This window comes from Pseudomonas atagonensis (assembly GCF_011369485.1).
In the GTDB taxonomy this organism is placed as follows: Bacteria; Pseudomonadota; Gammaproteobacteria; order Pseudomonadales; family Pseudomonadaceae; genus Aquipseudomonas; species Aquipseudomonas atagonensis.
Genome location: NZ_VXCA01000025.1, coordinates 86,375 through 102,976, shown reverse-complemented (window position 1 = coordinate 102,976; position 16,602 = coordinate 86,375). Strand labels below are relative to the sequence as shown.

Below are 16,602 nucleotides of genomic sequence, written 5' to 3'. Positions count from 1 at the left end.
GCGCGATGGGGACGTGAGCGGTCGCTGACAGACGAGGACTGTCACACTTATTTGTTAGCGTCGATGTCTTTAGCTCAGGGAGAAAGCATCGATGAAGTTCGCACCGAAGTTTCTGGCTGTCGCACTGTCTTTAGGCCTGGGCCTGGCGGGTCAGGCATTCGCCACCGACCTCAAGCATTGGCCGGCCGATCAGGCCAAGGCACTGGACGCGATGATCGCGGCCAACGCCAACAAAGGTAACTACGCGGTGTTCGACATGGACAACACCAGTTACCGCTACGACCTCGAAGAGTCCTTGCTGCCGTTCATGGAAAACAAGGGTCTGATCACCCGCGACAAGCTCGATCCTTCGCTGAAACTGATGCCGTTCAAAGACACCGCCGACCACAAGGAAAGCCTGTTCAGTTACTACTATCGCCTCTGCGAAGTCGACGACATGGTTTGCTACCCGTGGGTGGCGCAGGTGTTCTCCGGTTTCACCCTCAAGGAACTCAAAGGCTACGTCGATGAGCTGATGGCGTCGGGCAAACCGGTGCCGGCGACTTATTACGAAGGCGATGTGGTGAAGACGCTCGACGTCAATCCGCCGAAAATCTTCACTGGCCAGGTCGAGCTGTACAACAAGCTGATGGAGAACGGCATCGAGGTCTACGTGATGACCGCCGCTTCTGAAGAGCTGGTGCGCATGGTCGCTGCCGATCCGAAGTACGGCTACAACGTCAAACCGCAGAACGTCATCGGTGTGACCACGCTGCTGAAAAACCGTGAGACCAACGAACTGACCACCGCGCGCAAGCAGATCACCGCCGGCAAATATGACGAGAAGGCCAACCTCGGTCTGGAGCTGACGCCGTACCTGTGGACACCGGCAACCTGGATGGCCGGCAAGCATGCGGCAATCCTCACTTACATTGACGAGTGGAAAAAACCGGTATTGGTCGGCGGCGATACCCCGACCAGCGATGGTTATATGCTGTTCCACGATGTAGATGTGGCCAAGGGTGGCATACACTTGTGGGTCAACCGCAAGGACAAGTACATGACTCAACTCAGCGGCATGATGGCCAAACACGCGGCGGCCCAGGCGAAAGAAGGTTTGCCGGTGACGGCAGACAAGAACTGGGTGATCGTCAAGCCAGAGGAAATCCAGTAAGCCTCAAGGCAAAAAAATGCCCCGCACTTGGCGGGGCATTTTTATTCGGCGGCTAAAACTTACAGGCCGTCGAGCATTGCCTTGTTACGTACCGCACCCTTGTCGGCGCTGGTTGCCAGCAGGGCGTAGGCCTTGAGGGCGGTGGTCACTTTACGCGGACGCACTTCCACCGGCTTCCAGCCTTTCTTGTCCTGCTCGACCCGGCGTGCCGCCAGTTCTTCATCGCTGACCAACAGGTTGATCGAACGGTTCGGAATGTCGATCAGCACTTTGTCGCCGTCCTGCACCAGACCGATTGCGCCACCGGCCGCAGCCTCTGGCGAAGCGTGGCCGATGGACAGGCCCGACGTACCGCCGGAGAAACGGCCGTCGGTGAGCAGCGCACAGGCTTTGCCCAGGCCTTTGGATTTCAGGTACGACGTAGGGTAGAGCATTTCCTGCATGCCCGGGCCGCCCTTCGGACCTTCGTAGCGAATGATGACGATGTCACCTTCTTTCACTTCATCGGCGAGGATGCCGCGCACGGCGCTGTCCTGGCTTTCGAAGATCTTCGCGTTGCCTTCGAAAACATGGATCGACTCGTCGACACCGGCGGTTTTCACTACGCAGCCATCGAGCGCGATGTTGCCGTACAGCACGGCCAGGCCGCCCTCTTGCGAGTAGGCATGTTCGAAGCTGCGGATGCAGCCGTTTTCACGGTCGTCGTCGAGGGTTTCCCAACGGGTCGACTGGCTGAATGCAGTCTGGGTCGGGATACCGGCAGGACCGGCCTTGAAGAAGTGGTGAACCGCTTCGTCGCTGGTTTGGGTGATGTCCCACTTGGCGATGGCTTCTTCCATGCTGCGGCTGTGCACGGTCGGCAGGTCGGTGTGCAGCAGACCGCCACGGGCCAGCGAACCGAGGATGCTGAAAATGCCACCGGCGCGGTGCACGTCTTCCATGTGGTACTTCTGGATATTCGGCGCGACTTTGCACAGCTGTGGAACGCTGCGCGAGAGACGGTCGATGTCACGCAGGTCGAAATCGATCTCGGCTTCCTGAGCCGCCGCCAGCAAGTGCAGGATGGTGTTGGTCGAACCGCCCATGGCGATGTCGAGCATCATTGCGTTTTCGAACGCCTTGAAGTTGGCGATGTTGCGCGGCAGCACGGATTCGTCGTTCTCGCCGTAGTAACGCTTGCACAGCTCGACGATGGTACGACCGGCCTGCAGGAACAACTGCTCGCGATCGCTGTGTGTGGCGAGGGTCGAACCGTTGCCTGGCAATGCCAGGCCGAGGGCTTCGGTCAGGCAGTTCATCGAGTTGGCGGTGAACATGCCGGAGCAGGAACCGCAAGTCGGGCAGGCGCTGCGCTCGTATTCAGCGACTTTCTCGTCAGAAGCGCTGGCGTCGGCGGCGATCACCATGGCATCGACAAGGTCGAGGCCGTGGGAAGCGAGTTTGGTCTTGCCAGCTTCCATCGGGCCGCCGGAAACGAAGATCACCGGAATGTTCAGGCGCAAGGCAGCCATCAGCATGCCCGGGGTGATCTTGTCGCAATTGGAAATGCAGACGATGGCGTCGGCGCAGTGGGCGTTGACCATGTACTCGACGGAGTCGGCGATGATCTCGCGGCTCGGCAGCGAATACAGCATGCCGTCGTGGCCCATGGCGATGCCGTCGTCCACGGCGATGGTGTTGAATTCTTTCGCTACACCGCCGGCGCGTTCGATTTCGCGGGCGACCAGTTGACCCAGATCCTTGAGGTGGACGTGGCCCGGTACGAACTGGGTGAAGGAGTTGGCAATCGCGATGATCGGCTTTTTGAAGTCGTCATCTTTCATCCCGGTGGCGCGCCACAGTGCGCGGGCGCCGGCCATGTTGCGGCCGTGGGTGGATGTTTTCGAACGGTAATCTGGCATGGAGCACTCCGGGCGGCTAATCAGGTATCAAAGGGGAGTGAGCTTCTATTGACGTCTGGAACACTCAGAAATGGCCGTGTGTCCGGAAGTTGCCGATGACGTTGCGGGATCGCCGCTGGTCTCAGCCTGAGCTCATAAACCCGCCGGGGATGAATGGCGATGAATCTGGCGATTCTACACCGCTGGCGTCTGGAGGGAATGGCGCAAAGTGTTGTTGCAGGGCCGACGGTGTATTCGGGATGACGACCGGCAGGCTAATCACTGCCAATGACATCGGCACCGAGGATTCTGGCGCGATAACTGATGCGGCGGTTAAGCCCCAACGCCACACAACTGAGCAGAATAAAGCTGTAGCCCAGCGTGGCTTGCAGGTTGGCGGTGCTCAAGCTGACCAGAGCGCTGATCAGCCCGCCGCAAATGAAGATGAGGGTGCTGCCCGCTGAAGCGGACGTGCCGGCCATTTCCGGAAACCGGCTCATGGCTCGTGAAGTGGCTGCGGGGCGGGCTATGGTGGTGCCAGCGGTGCAGATCAGCATCGGGATCAGCACCGTGGCTGGCGCCAGTGCGAAGTTCGCCGACAGATACAGCATTGCCAGACCCGCAAGCAGGATCAGGCTCAGGCCCACGATGATTTGTCGCCCGGGCGTGATGCGTCGACTCAGCACGGTGGCAACGATGCCACCGACCACGTACGCAACACCATAAATCAGCAGGATCAGCGAGAAGTCGTAGGCGGTCAGTTGCAGTTGCTCCATGAAGATCAGCGGAGAAATGACGATGAACGAAAAATGGCAGGCGAAGGCAAACGCCGAAATCAGCCAGAAGCCAACGAACTCGAAATCCCCCGCTACCCGTCGATAACCTTGAAAGAAGCCCAGGCGCACGCCGCTGTGGGCCGGGCGACTGTTGTCGAGCAATCGCCAGGCCTTGATCAGCACCACGGCCGACAGTGCGGTGAACACCCAGAAACTGCCGCGCCAGCCGAGGGTGGCCTGCAAAAAGGTCCCGACCAGGGGCGACACCGAGATGAAAATTCCGGAGGCGGTCACCATCAAAATACGCAGACGATCACGTTGCTCGCCTTCGAACAGATCCTGCACCAAGGCTTGCGACAGCACGAAACAGCCGCAGCCCAGCGCCTGTATCACCCGGAATATCAGGAACAGTGTGTAATCGCTGGTCATCACGCATCCGAGCGCGCCGAGCATCGAAACCGTCATGCCCGCGAGGAGCAACCCCTTGCGCCCGATCACGTCTGACAGCGGCCCGATCAACAGTTGCGCAAAGGCGATACCCACGGCGAACAGACTGATCGACAGTGCAATGTCCGACGGGGTGCTGAGAAAGTGTGCGGCAAGTGCCGGAAACGAAGGCAGCAACACGTCCAGTGGAAAAACCCCCAACAGCACCATCGTCATCAGCAAACTGATCGCACCACGTTGCTGGCGAGTGGTTACTGCTGATTTTCCTTCATCCATCGATTAATCCTGCCTTGGCGAAAAGTTTCTGGTGGTTGGGCGTGGCGAAGAAACCGGCCGTTTTCAGTGCATCGAGCGTAGCGGTTGCCCCGGCTCGCGCTCGCTTACGGTTGGCCTCGGCGGTGACCAGACCGCCGAGAATCTCATTGATGGCGCCCTCGGCAATGCCGGCGCGGCGCAGACTCTGTTGCAGCCAGCGCTCGTCGACTTCAAAAAAAATCCCGATGACTTCCAGCAATACTCTGGCGCTGAACGTGCGCTGGCGGCTGTTCAACGTGATCCACAAGTAGTGGAATACTTCGGCGAAGTAGCGACTGTGGCGGGCCTCGTCAGCGAGGTGATCGCGCAGCATTTCACTCACGCAGCTCACCAGGCTGTCGCGGCAGATGTCGAGGAGTTCCCGGGCAATGATCGTTTCCGAGACAAACCCAAGCAGAAACCACGCCAGCGCACGCTTGCTTTCCGGTGTGCGGGCGATCAGGGCATTCAGCCGTGTGATCCGCAGCGGCATCACGGGTCGTCCCGCAATGCCATGCAGGCTGGCGATCTGTTCGGCCAGTTGGTTGGAGAACAGCGCGTGGTAACCCTCGTCGGTATATAACTGCAGGGCGGCGTTTTTCATGCGTGCCGGAATGTAGGCGGGCAGTTCACCGTGGATGATGGTTTCGACGGCGCGGTTGACGATGCGGTGTTCGAGCAGCGTGGTGTAGTCGAGGAAATGCACCAGATGATTGGCCGCCAGTCGATGGGTGATCGCGCTGCCCGCAGCGGCAATCGACGGATGCGACAGGTAAGGCAGAAACGCCGGTGGAAACCAGTGGCGGGTTTGCAATTGCTGCGTGAGATCTTCCGGCAGTTTGTAATCGTGTTGGCTGGTGCGAACCGAAGCACGGTGGTTCCAGTCGCCCAGGGTGAACTTTAGAGGCCAGGACACGGTTGCTTCCGCGGGATCGACAGTCAGTGCGCTCATGCCTGCACCTCCCGCAAAAGATCCTGCATTTCCCGACACATCGCCTGACCGTCGCTGGCGCCGCAACCGACGAAGAACAGCGGTTGCTCCGGGCTGCCCTCAATCTTCAGCAAAGCTTCGACGCGATCATCGGCGAATGCGCCGGTCAGCCAGGTGCCAAACCCCAATGCGGTGGCCACTAACTGGAAGGACTGCGAGAGGTGGCCCGCTTCGACGAACGCCATGCGGTAGGCCCGTGAGTGTTCGTATTTCCACCAGAGCCGGTCGAACCGCGCGGTGATGAACAGGCCAAGCGGAAGGTTGTTGATGAAGTGTTGGCCACCGAGCAGATCACCCAGCGCCGATTCCGGCAGCGGGTTGGTCAGGCTCAAGGCATGCTCAGCCGGATGGTAGGCATAGAGGCCGGGTTCCAGGCCGCAGACGTTGCGGGCAAGAACAAAACCCTCGCAGGCATTCAGTCCACCGCCCGAAGGACTGCTTCGACGCGCATGTAGTCCGTGGGCAATGCAGTCGTCGCGACTGTTTTCGCGTTCGTGCAGAAAACCGAAAGACAGGTAAAGCAGGGTGGCAACGTCTCGCAGCGGGATGGCTTCACCGGTAAACGAGCGGCAGGTCTTGCGTTGACGCAATGCGTTGCCGAGGCTGTCATCCGTCAGCCCGCATGGGGCGGGCAGCGCAATGCGTTGTCCCGTATTCAGCGCGGGGCGTTGTTGCGCCGGTGCCGGTTTGTTGAGTACTTCAGTGCAGTGGTCCAGATATTGTCTGGACCACTCATGGATATTCTGTGGTGTTCGCGCGCAGGGAATATTCTGCGTGCCGATATGATAAATCTTCGACAGTTCATCCCAGCCCCATTGCGGACTGTCTATTTTTGCAATGGTTAGTATTTCTGCTTTTAATAGTTGTACGTCTATTATGTTTTGCCGGTCAAACAAATTGGGGTTGTCGATAAGTCTGGCAAGGCGCGAAGTGTAGTTGAGGTCAAGTTCATGTTGTGTGTGGTTCTTATAGTTCCAGACAATTTGTCCGGGCGTGCGCGGCAATATGAATAAATACGGGTTGATATGCATGTTCAATGCTTCACTCTGGAATGGTCGTGTGGACGCTGGGGTGCCGGCACTCCCCAGCGTCCTGACTTACTTAACGGGTTTTAGGAGCAACCAGAAAAGCCAGGTTTGCGATTTTGCGGGTTTCCAGAGTAATTGCTTTCATAATGTGAACTCCTTGTTCATCAAGATTGAATGCCACCTCGTGGTGACAACTCAATCATAGTTTGTAATCAGTTATTGGCAAGTGAATATTAAGTAGGAAATTTCCAGTAATTTTGTCGGAGTGATCTTGCCCTGTTAGCAGGTTTGTAAGTTATAAGTACGAATATTAGATGAGTGCGGAAAATTCCTGCGCTGTTACAGGAAAGTAATTGTAGGAACTGAAAGTCTGAAGTCCGGATTGACGGCATTGCACCGCCACACAGCAAAACGGGGAGCCCTTGGGCTCCCCGTTTTCCACCCATCAGCTGTTAGGCAGCAGGCGGCAGGTGATGCTCTTGATGTAGCGGGTTTCGGCGATGGCCGGGTGCACCGGGTGATCCGGGCCCTGACCGCCACGCTCAAGCAGCTGGATGTTGCGATCCAGGTGACGGGCGCTGGTCAGCAGGATGTTCTGAAGGTCATCTTCCGGCAGGTGCATCGAGCACGAAGCGCTGACCAGGATGCCGTCCTTGTTGAGCAGGCGCATGGCTTGCTCGTTCAAGCGGCGATAGGCGCCTTCACCGTTTTTCATGTCTTTCTTGCGTTTGATGAACGCCGGCGGGTCGGCAACGATCACGTCGAAGCGCTCTTCGCTGGCTTTCAGTTCTTTCAGTGCTTCGAAAACGTCGCCTTCGATGCAGGTCATCTTGTCGGCGAAGCCGTTCAGCGCAGCGTTGCGTTCAACGCCGTCGAGGGCGAACGCCGAGGCATCGACGCAGAACACTTCGCTGGCGCCAAACGCGGCAGCTTGCACGCCCCAGCCGCCGATGTAGCTATAAAGGTCGAGAACGCGTTTGCCTTTGGCATACGGTGCCAGGCGTGCGCGGTTCATGCGGTGGTCGTAGAACCAGCCGGTTTTCTGGCCCTGAATGACCGGGGCTTCGAATTTCACGCCGTTCTCTTCCAGCGCAACCCACTCCGGCACCAGACCGAACACGGTTTCGACGTAACGGTTGAGGCCTTCGGCATCACGCGCAGCGGAGTCGTTCTTGAACAGAATGCCGCTTGGCTTGAGCACTTGGGTCAGCGCGGCGATCACGTCGTCTTTGTGCGCTTCCATGGTCGCCGACGCGATCTGCACGACGAGGATGTCGCCGAAACGGTCGACAACCAGACCCGGCAGCAGATCGGAATCACCGTAGACCAGGCGATAAAACGGCTTGTCGAACAGACGCTCGCGCAGGGACAGGGCGACGTTCAGGCGATGCACCAGCAGGGACTTGTCCAGCGCAACTTTGGTGTCGCGCGACAGCAGGCGGGCGCAGATCAGGTTGTTCGGACTCATCGCGACGATGCCCAGCGGCTTGCCGCCGGCGGCTTCGAGGATGGCTTGATCGCCGGCATTGAAGCCGTGCAGTGGCGTGGCGGCTACATCGATTTCGTTGCTGTAGACCCACAGGTGACCGGCGCGCAGGCGACGGTCGGCGTTGGCTTTGAGGCGCAAGCTAGGCAGGGACATGACGTCGCTCCGGAAAAAAGAGCGGGAGTATACCGTGTTGAGTCCGGTGCCGGGTTTGATGAGCGATGAAACGCTGACGACATATTCATGATGGTGCAATGATTCGATCTGCTCGGTTTGTCGCAGATCAAGCTGTGGGAGTGGGCTTGCTTACGAAGGGGCCGGCACACTCAACTTTATCGTTGCCTGACATTCCGTCTTCGGGAGCAAGCCCCTCCCACACTGGATTTTGGGATGACCGCAGAATTTTCGGTCTGTCGCAGCGTGAGCGATCGGCAATGCTAAGCGGATAAAGCGTCGATCAACTCTCGACTGAACGCCGGAACAGGATATCGACCTGCGCACCGGACTGTTCCAGCGCCTGCTTGGGACCTGTCAATTCAACTTGTTCGAAACCATCGGTTACCAAAAAAGCGACACGCTTGCTGTTGAGGGAAATGGCCATCGATAAGCTCCTGAGTCTGTGGGAATTTGCCGCCCCATAGGGTCGAAACGATCCGTCGGGTGTTACAGAGCCCGAAGCCGTGGCTTGAATGAAAGTTCCTGACAATTGCCCACTGGTGTGTCGTCCTGCGGTTTTTAGGGGTTAGAATCGCCGCCTGTCCCAGAGTGTGTACTTATGTCCCAAGAGCTGACCACCGAACAGATTCAACAATCCCTGCAGGGCATCAGCGTGCCCGCGCAGCCGCAGATCATGGTGGATCTGCAAATGGAGCAGTACATGCCCGACCCGGACCTGGAGGTGATCGCCAAGCTGATCTCCCAGGATCCCGGCCTGTCCGGTTCGTTGCTGAAAATCGTCAATTCGCCGTATTACGGCCTGAGCAACAAGATCACCTCGATCCAGCGCGCGGTGAATCTGCTGGGCAGCCGTTCGATCATCAATCTGATCAACGCGCAGTCGATCAAGGGCGAGATGAACGACGACACCATCGTCACCCTCAACCGTTTCTGGGACACCGCCCAGGACGTGGCGATGACTTGCCTGACCCTGGCCAAGCGCATCGGCACTCAGGCCGGTGACGAGGCTTACGCTTTGGGCCTGTTCCACGATTGTGGCGTGCCGTTGATGCTGCAACGCTTCCCCAACTACATGTCGGTGCTGGAAAAGGCTTACGCCAATGCCAGCGCCGAGTGCCGCGTGGTGGACACCGAAAACGCCGAGTTCAACACCAACCATGCCGTGGTCGGTTATTACACCGCCAAGTCCTGGCGCCTGCCGGAACATGTCAGCGCAGCCATCGCCAATCACCACAATGCGCTGGCGATTTTCAGTGACGAGTCATCACGCAACAGTCAGTTGAAAAACCTGTTGGCGATTCTCAAGATGGCCGAGCACATCTGCGCCTCCTATCGCGTGCTGGGCAACCAGACCGAAGATTTCGAATGGAACGCGATCGGCCCACTGGTGCTTGATTACGTCGGCCTGTCGGATTACGACTTTGAAACCCTCAAACAAACGATCCGCGACCTCGGCGCGCATTGATCCGAGGACACCATGCCTGAATTGCCGGAAGTCGAAACCACCCGCCGGGGCATTGCCCCGCATCTGGAAGGCCAGCGCGTCAGCCGGGTGATCGTGCGTGACCGGCGGCTGCGCTGGCCGATCCCTGAAGACCTCGATGTGCGCCTGTCCGGGCAGCGCATCGTGCTGGTCGAGCGGCGCGCCAAGTACCTGTTGATCAACGCCGAAGTCGGCACGCTGATCAGTCATTTGGGCATGTCGGGGAACTTGCGTCTGGTCGAGGTCGGACTGCCGGCGCTCAAGCATGAGCATGTCGATATCGAGCTGGAGTCGGGCCTGGCCTTGCGCTACACCGACCCGCGCCGCTTCGGCGCGATGCTCTGGAGCAACGATCCGCTCAATCACGAGCTGCTGATTCGTCTGGGGCCCGAGCCGTTGACCGATCTGTTCGACGGTGAGCGCTTGTTCCAGTTGTCGCGCGGGCGTTCGATGGCGGTCAAGCCGTTCATCATGGACAACGCGGTGGTGGTCGGGGTCGGCAATATCTATGCGACCGAAGCGCTGTTTGCTGCGGGAATCGACCCGCGCCGCGAGGCCGGGGGCATTTCCCGGGCGCGCTATCTGAAACTGGCGATCGAGATCAAACGCATCCTCGCCGCTGCCATTGAGCGTGGCGGCACCACGCTGCGGGATTTCATCGGTGGCGACGGGCAGCCGGGGTATTTCCAGCAGGAGCTGTTCGTCTATGGCCGTGGCGGCGAGCACTGCAAGGTCTGCGGCACCGGTTTGCGCGAAGTGAAACTGGGTCAGCGCGCCAGCGTGTTCTGCCCGCGTTGCCAGAGCTGAGGCGCTCTTAAGTCACGGCAGGCCCGAAAAAGTCCTACGGTCTATAGTGAGTTGTCTCACTGTTCAGCTCGAAGGATCGTGCCATGAAATCCTTGCAAGTCCTCTTCGCGACACTGCTGCTGTGTTTCTGCCTGGCCGCTCAGGCCACGGAAAACGGCAGCGGTGACCCGCGCTACACCATCCAGAACCCTCCGGCCTACGCGATGATTGGCGATTTGCTGATTGCCCGACCTTTGCTGGTGGTGGCGACGGTGCTGGGGGCGGGGGTGTTTGTGGTGTCGCTGCCATTTACCGCGCTGGGCGGCGGCATTGGTGATGCGGGTCAGGCGCTGGTCGTGGATCCGGCAAAAGCGGCGTTTGTGCGGTGTCTGGGGTGTACGGGGGATGGGTTTGAGCAGCGCGAGTGAGCTGATCGCGATGTTGCGGTGTTGCTGATGGCCCTTTCGCGAGCAAGCCCGCTCCCACACTGGATCTGTGTCGTGCACAAATCCCCTGTGGGAGCGGGCTTGCTCGCAAATAGGCCCGAATAAACGCTACAAAACTGTCAGGTCAGGCCTTGCCGGTAATCTTGCGGTACTTCTCCATCAACTGTTCTTCAGTCTCCGGATGCGCCTCGTCCAGCGGAATGCAATCGACCGGGCAAACCTGCTGGCACTGTGGTTCGTCGTAGTGGCCGACGCATTGCGTGCACAGGTTCGGGTCGATCACGTAGATCTCTTCGCCTTGGGAGATGGCGGCGTTTGGGCACTCGGGTTCGCAGACGTCGCAGTTGATGCAATCGTCGGTGATGATCAGGGACATGCTAACTCCAGCCGGGGCGGCAGGCCCGGGCGCAATAAATCAATGCGCGCAATTGTGCCGCATTGGCGCCCGCAGTGCACGCGGGCGCCGTTTGAACGGTCGTTACTTCTTGAAGCGCAGGGTCAGCGCGTCGGCCACGGCCGGGTGGACGAACTTGCTGATATCGCCGCCCAGCGCGGCAATTTCCCGCACCAGTGTCGAAGAAATGAACGAATAACGCTCGGACGGCGTGAGAAACAGGCTCTCTACATCCGGCGCCAACTGGCGGTTCATGTTGGCCAGCTGGAATTCGTATTCGAAGTCCGACACCGCGCGCAGGCCACGCAGGAACACGTTGGCGTTCTGCTCTTTGGCGAAATGCGCGAGCAGTGTCGAGAAACCGACTACTTCCACGTTCGGCAGGTGTTTGGTGACCTCGCGAGCCAGTTCAACCCGTTGTTCCAGCGGGAACAGCGGGTTTTTCTTCGGGCTAGCGGCGACGGCAATGATCACGTGGTCGAACAGGCGCGAGGCGCGTTCGACCAGATCGCCATGGCCCTTGGTAATAGGGTCGAAGGTACCTGGGTACAACACTCGGTTCATCGCGTCGTCCTGGCGGGAGTCCGTTGGGGAGTCGGATGGTATCGCAGCCGTCCCGGTCGGCCAAGTCGCCTTTTGGCTAAGAAAGCACGACAGGTGCCAGCACTTATCCGGTTTTTCACGGGTTTCTCAGCCGTTCGGCGAGGGAGGTCGCCAGTTGTGCGGTGAGGCCATACACCGACAATTGCGGGTTGGCGCCGATGCTCGTGGGGAACAGCGAACCGTCATGAATCGACAGATTGCTCAAATGATGATGGCGGCCAAGGCTGTCGGTGACCGCAGTTTCAGGCTCTTCGCCCATCGCGCAGCCGCCCATTACGTGAGCGCTGCCCAGCCGCGTGCGGTACAGCTCCAGGCTCAAGCCATCGATCAGCGTGCGGGCCTCGGCCAGGGTTTTCACGTAACGGGCGTCGGCGTGCATCGGCATGACGGCTTTGGCACCGCCGGCGAACTGGATTTCTGCCATGACCTGAAAGGCGCGGCGCAAACCTTCCCAGGCGTAAGGTGAGACTTGATAGTCGAGCACCGGCGAGCCGTCGCCGCGCAACTCAACGCTGCCGCCTGGGCTGTCGGGGTGAAAGCCGTCACGCAGCAATGCCAGCATCGCGTGGGTGTGCGGCAGGTCGGCCATGTGCTGCGCGTTTTCCTGGCCAAATCCACCGAGCAGCGTGGCGGCGAGCGCCGGGTGCAACGGCGGTACTTCGAGCTTGAATGCCATGGGGCCGGTGGTGCCGTCCTTCCACTGAAAGTGGTCGGAGTAGATCGACTGCGGCGCGCCGTAAAACGGATTGATGACCTCGTCGAAGCGCCCGGCAGACATGTTCACCGGGTGCAGAAACGTGCGTTTGCCAAGGGTTTTGTGCGGATCCGGCGCATCTGAGCGCAAGAGTAACGCCGGGCTGTTGATGCCTCCGCCGGCCAACACATAATGCCGTGCCTTGACCGTGATGGTGCGTCCGGTCGGCGCGACGCAGCGCTCATCCATCGCCACGCAGTGCAGGCCGGACACCTTGTCGCCGCTGATCAGCAGTTTCTCCGCGCGAGCCAGATAGAGCAGTTCACCGCCCTTTTCCAGCGTGGCCGGAATGGTCGTGACCATCATCGATTGTTTGGCGTTGGTCGGGCAGCCCATGCCGCAATAACCGAGGTTCCAGCAGCCGCGCACGTTGCGCGGGATGACATGCCAGCTGTAACCGAGTTGTTCGCAGCCTTTGCGGATCACGTCGTTGTTGGCATTGGGCGGCACCATCCATGGCGCGACGCCGAGACGCTGTTCCATTTTTTCGAACCATGGCGCCATCTCGGCAGGGCTGTGGCCTTTGACGTTGTGTTCTTTGGCCCAGTGTTCGAGGGTCGGTTCCGGTGTGCGGAAGCTGGATGTCCAGTTGATCAATGTAGTGCCACCGACTGCGCGGCCCTGAAGGATGGTGATCGCACCGTCCTTGCTCATACGGCCGATGCCTTCCTGATAGAGCGCGCTGTAGGCCTTGTCTTCGAGCATCTTGAAGTCGGAGCTGGTCTTCAACGGGCCTTCTTCGATCAGCAGGACTTTGTAGCCGGCGGCGCTGAGGATTTCTGCCGTGGTGCCGCCACCGGCGCCACTGCCAATGATTGCAACGTCGGTTTCAAGGCTGAGGTCGTCGGTCAGTTGCGCGCCGTTGTAGGTTTTCCAGCCACGGGCGAGGCCTTCGCGGAACGGGTCGGGTACGGGCATGTTCAGGCTCTCTTATAGTTATCTGGTCGAGATGTGTTGTTTTCGCTGGCCCCTTCGCGAGCAAGCCCGCTCCCACAGGGGAATGCATTTCAAATGTGGGAGCGGGCTTGCTCGCGAAGGGCGCGCCTCGGTTTCAGACCGTGGGCGGGCCGGGATAGCCGCAATGGCCCCAGGACTCGGCGCGGGTGTACCAGGCCATCATCACCATTTGCTGCAAGGAGCTGTGCCCCATGCGCAGCAGGCTCAGCGAGCTGTTTTCCCAGCGATCAAGGAAGTGGCGCATCGCTTCAGGACTGGCGTTTTCCCAGCTGCCCCAGATCCCGGTCAGTGGCCCGCGCGTCACGGCCATGCCCAGCACATCGAACAATTGGCGGGTGAGCTTGAGCATTTCCGGCGACAGGTGATCGAGGCTGTAGTCCAGCGATTTGAGAGTGCCGTCGACGGCGCCGGGCATTTTTTCTGTCGCCACTGCGCCGTCGAGCATCACTGGAACCAGTGCGCGCAAAAACAGCAGGTCGCCGTCGCGCAGTGAAGTGAAACCGTTGGCCGCGAAGCTCGACGAGCAGCCGCTGAGGCTGGCGCCGAGGCCGGCGGTGGCAAGGAATGCTGTGGCACCGAGGCTGAATTTCAGCAGGCCACGGCGCGTCAGTGCAGGTGTTTCGGTCAGGCTTGGGTGCATTATTTTTATTACCCGGCGGTGACAAGCGTTTAGCGGATGAACAATTTCTGGATCAGTTTCTGAATCGATTTGCCGTATGGCGGATAGATCAGTCTGGCCGCGTTGAAGCGCTGTTTAACCAGCACGCCTTTGGCCTTGCTGAAGGTCAGGAAACCCTCGTGACCGTGGTAATGGCCCATGCCCGAAGCACCGATGCCGCCGAACGGCATATCGTCCTGCGCCACATGCAGCAGGGTGTCGTTCAGGCACACGCCACCGGAGTGGGTTTCGTGCAGCACGCGGTTTTGCTCGCGTTTGTCGTAGCCGAAGTAGTAAAGAGCCAGAGGACGTGGGCGCTGATTGATGTAAGCAAATGCCTGCTGCAGATCCTGGTACGGCACGATCGGCAGCAACGGGCCAAAGATCTCGTCCTGCATCACGGTCATCTCGTCGCTGACATTCAGCAAAACACTGTGCGGCATGCGTCGACCCTGACCCTGCTCGAACAGCGGAATCAGCAGCGCGCCCTTGCTCGTCGCATCGCTGACGTATCCATTGAGCCGGGCCAGTTGGCGTTCGTTGATGATCGCGGTGTAGTCCGGATTGTCGGCCAGCGTCGGATAAAACCCCTGAACGGCCTGGCGATAGGCTTCGACGAAAGCGCCGACCCGGTCCTCCGGCACCAGCACGTAATCGGGTGCGACGCAGGTCTGTCCGGCGTTCAGGGTTTTGCCAAAGGCGATGCGTTCGGCGGCGTCCTTGAGCGGCACGTCGTGCGAGACGATGGCCGGGGATTTGCCGCCCAGTTCCAGTGTCACCGGCGTGAGGTTTTCGGCGGCGGCGCGCATCACGTGTTTGCCGATGCTGGTGGCCCCGGTGAACAGCAGGTGATCGAAACGCAGGCGCGAAAACGCCACGCCGATATCGGCCTCGCCAAGCACTACGCAGACCAGGTCTTCGGGGAAAATCCGCGCCAGCAATTCCTTGAGCAACAGCCCGGTGGCCGGGGTCGATTCGCTGAGTTTGAGCATCACCCGGTTGCCCGCCGACAAGGCGCCGACCAGCGGGCCGACGGCCAGAAACAACGGGTAATTCCACGGAACGATGACGCCGACCACGCCGAGTGGCTGGTAAACAACCTTCGCCGAGGCGGGCTGAAACGCCACGCCGACCTTGCGCCGTGACGGCTTCATCCAGCCGCCGAGATGACGGCTGGCGTAGTGAATGCCCTGCAGGCTCGGCATCAGCTCGGCGAGCAGGGTTTCATCGGCACTGCGATGGCTGAAATCCGAGCTGATCGCCTCGATCAGCGCCTGACGTTCATTGCTCAGCAAGTCGCGCAAAGCCTTGAGCCACTGCTGGCGCTGGGCGGCGGGCGGCATCGGGTTGGCGGCGTACGCGGCACGCTGTGCGGCGAACAGTCGGTCGAGCTCTTCCAGCGGCTGTTGCAGCGTTTGCAGGTAAGCAATGTCGGCAGTCATTGTCGGCTCCGGATTTATTGTAGTGAGGAACTTTTTAGAGTCTATGCTCTATAAAGTCAAATGACTTGCTGGCACAGCAGTGTTTTAACCAATTCCGGATAGGTCGTAAGATGCCGGTCACCGCACTCTGAATTAAAGCTCAAGCCATGGCCCCACGAATAAAAACCAGCGAGCGCATCGTGCAGAACAGCCTCGAGCTGTTCAATCAGCAGGGCGAGCGCAGCATCAGCACCAACCACATTGCCGCCCACATGGAGATTTCTCCGGGCAACCTGTACTACCACTTCCCCAACAAGCAGGCGATTATCGCCGTGTTGTTCAGTGAGTACGAAAGCCTGGTGGACAGCTTCCTGCGTCCGCCCCAGGGACGTGCCGCGACGGTCGAGGACAAGCGTTTCTATCTCAAGGAATTGCTTTCGGCGATGTGGCGCTATCGCTTTTTGCACCGCGATCTCGAGCATCTGCTCGACAGCGACCCGGATCTGGCCGGACGTTATCGGCGCTTTTCCCAGCGTTGCGTGATCCAGGGTGCAGCGATCTACGAAGGCTTTGTCGCCGCCGGGATCCTCAACATGGATCGGGTGCAGATCGAATCCCTGACCCTCAACGCCTGGATCATCCTGACCTCCTGGGTACGCTTTCTGTGCACCACCCGGGAAAACTCCAATCACCTCAGCGAACAGGCCATTAAACGTGGCGTGTATCAGGTGTTGGTGCTGGAAGCCGGGTTCGTCACCGAGCAGGCGCGCGAGCAGGTCAATGCGCTGTTCGAAGAGTTCTACGTCCCGCTGGCCCAGGCCCTCGAAGACGTGAATAAACAGTCCCGTTGAAATCCCACAGGAGCCCG

The 16,602-nt window shown here is 59.5% G+C and carries 15 protein-coding genes and 1 pseudogene; 5 read left to right on the top strand and 11 right to left on the bottom strand.

The genetic code is table 11. The features are described 5' to 3' along the window. Positions 1-91 precede the first annotated feature (91 nt). Positions 92-1,153 (top strand): HAD family hydrolase, encoded by a 1,062-nt coding sequence (locus F2P67_RS16025; RefSeq protein ID WP_166221571.1) that lies wholly within the window; start codon positions 92-94, stop codon positions 1,151-1,153. 59 nt (positions 1,154-1,212) lie between these two features. Here the strand turns inward: F2P67_RS16025 and ilvD are convergent, their stop codons facing one another. From ilvD to F2P67_RS15995, 6 genes and pseudogenes are all read right to left on the bottom strand, one after another. Beyond that, a complete protein-coding gene (ilvD, locus tag F2P67_RS16020; protein WP_166221569.1) occupies positions 1,213-3,054 on the bottom strand; it encodes a dihydroxy-acid dehydratase in 1,842 nt (613 codons plus the stop codon). Between the two features lie 254 nt (positions 3,055-3,308). Then, positions 3,309-4,532 carry an MFS transporter gene (locus F2P67_RS16015; RefSeq protein WP_166221567.1) on the bottom strand — a complete coding sequence of 408 codons (1,224 nt, stop codon included), beginning with the start codon at positions 4,530-4,532 and terminating at the stop codon, positions 3,309-3,311. Further along, positions 4,525-5,502, bottom strand: coding sequence for a diiron oxygenase (locus F2P67_RS16010; protein WP_166221565.1), 978 nt, complete (start codon positions 5,500-5,502; stop codon positions 4,525-4,527). Before F2P67_RS16010 ends, F2P67_RS16015 begins: the two co-directional genes overlap by 8 nt. Next, positions 5,499-6,572: a SagB family peptide dehydrogenase gene (locus F2P67_RS16005; protein WP_166221563.1), complete on the bottom strand. Its 1,074-nt coding sequence runs from the start codon at positions 6,570-6,572 to the stop codon at positions 5,499-5,501. Before F2P67_RS16005 ends, F2P67_RS16010 begins: the two co-directional genes overlap by 4 nt. 442 nt (positions 6,573-7,014) lie before the next feature. Next, a complete protein-coding gene (locus F2P67_RS16000) occupies positions 7,015-8,211 on the bottom strand; it encodes a class I SAM-dependent rRNA methyltransferase (protein WP_007913577.1) in 1,197 nt (398 codons plus the stop codon). A 325-nt stretch (positions 8,212-8,536) separates the two neighbouring features. Next, positions 8,537-8,656: pseudogene (locus F2P67_RS15995) on the bottom strand (protease); the annotation flags it as partial. A 228-nt stretch (positions 8,657-8,884) separates the two neighbouring features. On the opposite strand from F2P67_RS15995, the gene F2P67_RS15990 reads away from it, so the two are divergent. The 3 genes from F2P67_RS15990 to F2P67_RS15980 all read left to right on the top strand — a co-directional run bounded on the left by F2P67_RS15990 (position 8,885) and on the right by F2P67_RS15980 (position 10,929). Then, a complete protein-coding gene (locus F2P67_RS15990) occupies positions 8,885-9,697 on the top strand; it encodes an HDOD domain-containing protein (RefSeq protein ID WP_178120937.1) in 813 nt (270 codons plus the stop codon). 12 nt (positions 9,698-9,709) lie between these two features. Then, a complete protein-coding gene (mutM, locus tag F2P67_RS15985; protein WP_166221559.1) occupies positions 9,710-10,522 on the top strand; it encodes a bifunctional DNA-formamidopyrimidine glycosylase/DNA-(apurinic or apyrimidinic site) lyase in 813 nt (270 codons plus the stop codon). 83 nt (positions 10,523-10,605) lie between these two features. Next, on the top strand, positions 10,606-10,929 hold the full coding sequence (locus tag F2P67_RS15980; protein WP_166221557.1) for a multidrug transporter: 324 nt from the start codon (positions 10,606-10,608) through the stop codon (positions 10,927-10,929). A 142-nt stretch (positions 10,930-11,071) separates the two neighbouring features. Here F2P67_RS15980 and F2P67_RS15975 read toward each other — a convergent pair whose 3' ends face one another. From F2P67_RS15975 to F2P67_RS15955, 5 genes are all read right to left on the bottom strand, one after another. Next, positions 11,072-11,323, bottom strand: coding sequence for a YfhL family 4Fe-4S dicluster ferredoxin (locus tag F2P67_RS15975; RefSeq protein WP_003195146.1), 252 nt, complete (start codon positions 11,321-11,323; stop codon positions 11,072-11,074). A gap of 102 nt (positions 11,324-11,425) precedes the next feature. After that, on the bottom strand, positions 11,426-11,905 hold the full coding sequence (gene coaD, locus F2P67_RS15970) for a pantetheine-phosphate adenylyltransferase (protein WP_003229157.1): 480 nt from the start codon (positions 11,903-11,905) through the stop codon (positions 11,426-11,428). 115 nt (positions 11,906-12,020) lie between these two features. Further along, positions 12,021-13,616, bottom strand: coding sequence for a GMC family oxidoreductase (locus F2P67_RS15965; RefSeq protein ID WP_166221555.1), 1,596 nt, complete (start codon positions 13,614-13,616; stop codon positions 12,021-12,023). A 133-nt stretch (positions 13,617-13,749) separates the two neighbouring features. After that, positions 13,750-14,295, bottom strand: a complete 546-nt coding sequence (locus tag F2P67_RS15960) for a twin-arginine translocation pathway signal protein (protein WP_166221553.1) — start codon at positions 14,293-14,295, stop codon at positions 13,750-13,752. Positions 14,296-14,324: 29 nt separating this feature from the next. Beyond that, complete coding sequence (locus F2P67_RS15955; protein ID WP_166221551.1) at positions 14,325-15,755, bottom strand: coniferyl aldehyde dehydrogenase; 1,431 nt, start codon at positions 15,753-15,755, stop codon at positions 14,325-14,327. Positions 15,756-15,901: 146 nt separating this feature from the next. Between F2P67_RS15955 and F2P67_RS15950 the strand changes: the two genes are divergently transcribed. Continuing rightward, positions 15,902-16,585, top strand: coding sequence for a TetR/AcrR family transcriptional regulator (locus tag F2P67_RS15950; RefSeq protein WP_166221549.1), 684 nt, complete (start codon positions 15,902-15,904; stop codon positions 16,583-16,585). Positions 16,586-16,602 lie beyond the last annotated feature (17 nt).

Coding starts and splice junctions, on each gene's coding strand:
- F2P67_RS15975 (WP_003195146.1), bottom strand. CDS start 11,323: ATGTCCCTGATCATCACCGACGATTGCATCAACTGCGACGTCTGCGAA.
- F2P67_RS16015 (WP_166221567.1), bottom strand. CDS start 4,532: ATGGATGAAGGAAAATCAGCAGTAACCACTCGCCAGCAACGTGGTGCG.
- F2P67_RS15955 (WP_166221551.1), bottom strand. CDS start 15,755: ATGACTGCCGACATTGCTTACCTGCAAACGCTGCAACAGCCGCTGGAA.
- F2P67_RS15950 (WP_166221549.1), top strand. CDS start 15,902: ATGGCCCCACGAATAAAAACCAGCGAGCGCATCGTGCAGAACAGCCTC.
- F2P67_RS16005 (WP_166221563.1), bottom strand. CDS start 6,572: ATGCATATCAACCCGTATTTATTCATATTGCCGCGCACGCCCGGACAA.
- mutM (WP_166221559.1), top strand. CDS start 9,710: ATGCCTGAATTGCCGGAAGTCGAAACCACCCGCCGGGGCATTGCCCCG.
- F2P67_RS15980 (WP_166221557.1), top strand. CDS start 10,606: ATGAAATCCTTGCAAGTCCTCTTCGCGACACTGCTGCTGTGTTTCTGC.
- F2P67_RS16025 (WP_166221571.1), top strand. CDS start 92: ATGAAGTTCGCACCGAAGTTTCTGGCTGTCGCACTGTCTTTAGGCCTG.
- F2P67_RS16000 (WP_007913577.1), bottom strand. CDS start 8,211: ATGTCCCTGCCTAGCTTGCGCCTCAAAGCCAACGCCGACCGTCGCCTG.
- F2P67_RS15965 (WP_166221555.1), bottom strand. CDS start 13,616: ATGCCCGTACCCGACCCGTTCCGCGAAGGCCTCGCCCGTGGCTGGAAA.
- F2P67_RS15960 (WP_166221553.1), bottom strand. CDS start 14,295: ATGCACCCAAGCCTGACCGAAACACCTGCACTGACGCGCCGTGGCCTG.
- F2P67_RS16010 (WP_166221565.1), bottom strand. CDS start 5,502: ATGAGCGCACTGACTGTCGATCCCGCGGAAGCAACCGTGTCCTGGCCT.
- coaD (WP_003229157.1), bottom strand. CDS start 11,905: ATGAACCGAGTGTTGTACCCAGGTACCTTCGACCCTATTACCAAGGGC.
- ilvD (WP_166221569.1), bottom strand. CDS start 3,054: ATGCCAGATTACCGTTCGAAAACATCCACCCACGGCCGCAACATGGCC.